3 protein-coding genes and 1 pseudogene are annotated in these 2,964 nt (G+C 72.0%); 2 read left to right on the top strand and 2 right to left on the bottom strand.

The genetic code is table 11. From position 1 onward, the window contains the following. Positions 1 to 379 (top strand): annotated as a pseudogene (locus CCN72_RS35695) (hypothetical protein); the annotation flags it as partial. A 117-nt stretch (positions 380 to 496) separates the two neighbouring features. Next, the gene (locus CCN72_RS35690; protein WP_086812528.1) at positions 497 to 922 is read left to right on the top strand and encodes an OsmC family protein; all 426 of its coding nucleotides are present in this window, start codon (positions 497 to 499) and stop codon (positions 920 to 922) included. Between the two features lie 97 nt (positions 923 to 1,019). Here the strand turns inward: CCN72_RS35690 and CCN72_RS35685 are convergent, their stop codons facing one another. Together CCN72_RS35685 and CCN72_RS35680 are read right to left on the bottom strand one after the other, a co-directional pair. Beyond that, positions 1,020 to 1,883 (bottom strand): helix-turn-helix domain-containing protein, encoded by an 864-nt coding sequence (locus CCN72_RS35685; protein ID WP_085567453.1) that lies wholly within the window; start codon positions 1,881 to 1,883, stop codon positions 1,020 to 1,022. Positions 1,884 to 1,982: 99 nt separating this feature from the next. Further along, positions 1,983 to 2,810 carry a helix-turn-helix domain-containing protein gene (locus tag CCN72_RS35680; protein WP_086812526.1) on the bottom strand — a complete coding sequence of 276 codons (828 nt, stop codon included), beginning with the start codon at positions 2,808 to 2,810 and terminating at the stop codon, positions 1,983 to 1,985. Between the last annotated feature and the right edge of the window lie 154 nt (positions 2,811 to 2,964).

The raw sequence follows: 2,964 nt of genomic DNA, 5'->3' as shown, positions 1-2,964 counted from the left end.
CGGCGGCACCGAGATCCCGCTGGCCGACCTCGACCGCGACCCCGGCCCGCTGGCCCGCTTCGGACCCGGCGCCGTCGCGGCGGTGCGCCGCACCCACTCCTTCCCGCACACCGCCGACATCATGGTGAACTCCGCGTACGAACCCGCCGACGGCGAGGTGCTCGCCTTCGAGGAGCAGATCGGCTCCCACGGCGGGCTCGGCGGCGCCCAGTCCCGCCCGTTCCTGATGTCGCCGCTGGAGCTGTCCGAGCCGACCGCGGCGGGGGAGCGGCTGACCGGGGCCGAGCAGGTGCACCGGGTGCTGCGCCGCTGGCTCGGCGAGCTGTCCGGCCCCGAGGTCCCGCTCGGCGCCGCCGCCGAGGAGGAGCGGGCGGCCTGAACACATCCCGCGGGCACCGCCGAACCCCGGCCTCCGCCGCGCGGATGTGATCGGATAGGGATGATCTCCGGACACCCGGCAACGGGACCGCACCGCTCCCTCGCGAAAGGAACCACCGTGGCCACCACGCGCACCGCGCACACCGAATGGGAAGGCAACCTTCTTGAGGGCAAGGGCGCCGTCAGCTTCGACTCCTCCGGCATCGGCGAGCAGCCGGTGTCCTGGCCGTCGCGCGCCGAGCAGGCGAACGGCAAGACCAGCCCGGAAGAGCTGATCGCGGCCGCCCACTCCAGCTGCTTCTCCATGGCCCTCGCCCACGGCCTGGCCGGCGCCGGCACCCCGCCCACCAAGCTGGAGACCAAGGCCGACGTCACCTTCCAGCCCGGCGAGGGCATCACCGGCATCCACCTCACCGTGCGCGGCGAGGTGCCCGGCCTGGACGAGCAGGGCTTCACATCGGCCGCCGAGGACGCCAAGAAGAACTGCCCGGTCAGCCAGGCGCTCACCGGTACGACCATCACCCTGACCGCCGAACTGGCCTGAGCCGGGGCGCCTTTCCCGGTACCCGGGTGCCGCGCTCCCCGGTGGAGCGCGGCACCTCGGGGCCGTAGGACGTCCGCCGGACCCGGGCCCGTACGCCTCAGAACCGCGCCCGGTACTCCCGCAGGATCTCCCGGGTGCGCCGCGCCGAGGCGGCCCGCGCCGTCATATGGTCCAGCACCTCCAGATGCGCGGCGACCTCCCGCCGCGCGTCCAGATACAGGGCACCGGTCAGGTACTCGGTGAACACCATGTCGGGCAACTCCGGCTCGGCGAACCGGAACAGCGTGAACGGCGCGTACGTCCCCGGGTGCGGGCCCGCCGCGAACTCCGCGATCTGGAGCGTGATCCGGTCCTGCTCGGCACACTCGATCAGCCGGTCCAGCTGCTCACGCATGACCTCGGCGGACGTGCTCACCGGGCGCCGCAGCACCGTCTCGTCCATGATCACCCACAGGTGCGGGGGATCGGCGCGCTCCAGCAGCCGCTGCCGTTCCATCCGCAGCGACACATGCCGCTCCACCGACTCCGGCTCGCTCTGCCCGATCGTCCCCGCCTCCATCACCGCCCGCGCGTACGCCTCGGTCTGGAGCAGCCCCGGCACGAAGTGCGGCTCGTAGGAACGGATGATCCGGGCGGCGCCCTCCAGGCTGACGTAGAGGCTGAACCAGTCGGGCAGCACATCGTGGAACCGCTGCCACCAGCCCGGCTGGTTGGCCTCCTCCGCCAGCCGCACGAACGTGGCCGCCTCCTGGTGCGCCACCCCGTAGGTGTCGAGGAGTACCTGCAAGTACGGTATTTTCAGCGCGACTTCGGCCGTCTCCATGCGCCGTACCGTCGCCGCAGCGACCCGCAGTACGCCGGCGGCCTCCTCCCGGCTGAGCCCCGCCGCCTCCCGCAGCTCCTGCAACCGCTTGCCGAGCACCACCTGGCCCACGGTGGGTGCGGCCCGCCGCTCACTCACGCCACGCCCTCCCCTGCCGTGCCGCCTTGGCGCGCAGCAGTCTGTCACGCGACGCCTTCTCGCACAGCGGATCGAGCGCACTAAAGGATCACAGGTTCGTCAACCCGCGAGTGTCTGGAGGTACTTGGCGGTCGCCGGGTCCGCCGGCAGGAAGGTCTCGATGGCGAGTTCGGCGACGGTGACGTCCATCGGTGTGTTGAAGGTGGAGATGGAGGACACGAACGACAGGATCCGGCCCTCGTGTTCGACCCGCATCGGCAGCGCGAAGTACGGCACCGGCTCCTCCGGCTCCTCGCCCGGCGCGTCCTCGGGCACCGGATACGCCGTCACCTCCTCGTACAGGGCGCGGAGTTGATCGGAGCGGTGCAACGCGAGCTGCCGCTCCATCTGCGCGACCAGATGTCCGCGCCACTCCCGCAGATTGCGGATCCGCGGCGCGAGCCCCTCGGGGTGCAGGGTCAGCCGCATGGCGTTCGGCGGTTGCAGCAGCTTCTCCGGGATGCCGTCCAGCAGCATCGTGATGCCCCGGTTGGCGGCCACGACCGTGTACCCGGCGTCCACCACCAGCGCGGGATACGGCTCGTAGCCCTGGATGAGCCGCTCCATCCCGTCGCGCAGGGCGTCAAGGGCGGGATCGTCCAGTGGGGTCTCCGGGTAGTGCGGGGCGTAACCGGCGGCCAGCAGCAGCGCGTTGCGCTCCCGCACGGGCACGTCCAGATGCTCGGCGAGCCGCAGCACCATCTCCTCGCTCGGGCGGGACCTGCCGGTCTCCACGAAACTGATGTGCCGGGCGGAGGAGTCGGCCCGCAGGGCCAGCTCCAGCTGGGAGATGCGGCGCCGCTCCCGCCAGGCACGGAGCAGCGGACCCACCCCCTTGCTGTCGGGGGCGGCGGTGGACACGGAAGCTTCGGTGGCGACCATGGTCATACCTCGACCCTAGACGAGAAGTGCGCACCCCAACGACCTCGCACCCGCGGACGCGCCAGGGCCTGTCTTCCGGATCTCGCCGAGAGCCGCGGGGTCTGGCCGGAATCGGCGGGGCGCCAGTCCGTATCGACGGGGCGCCGGCCGGTATCGGCCC

The organism is Streptomyces murinus, from assembly GCF_002154555.1.
GTDB classification, from domain to species: domain Bacteria; phylum Actinomycetota; class Actinomycetes; order Streptomycetales; family Streptomycetaceae; genus Streptomyces; species Streptomyces murinus.
The sequence above is the reverse complement of the archived record's forward strand: the minus strand, read 5'-3'. Positions and strand labels throughout refer to the sequence as shown.

Coding starts and splice junctions, on each gene's coding strand:
- CCN72_RS35680 (WP_086812526.1), bottom strand. CDS start 2,810: ATGACCATGGTCGCCACCGAAGCTTCCGTGTCCACCGCCGCCCCCGAC.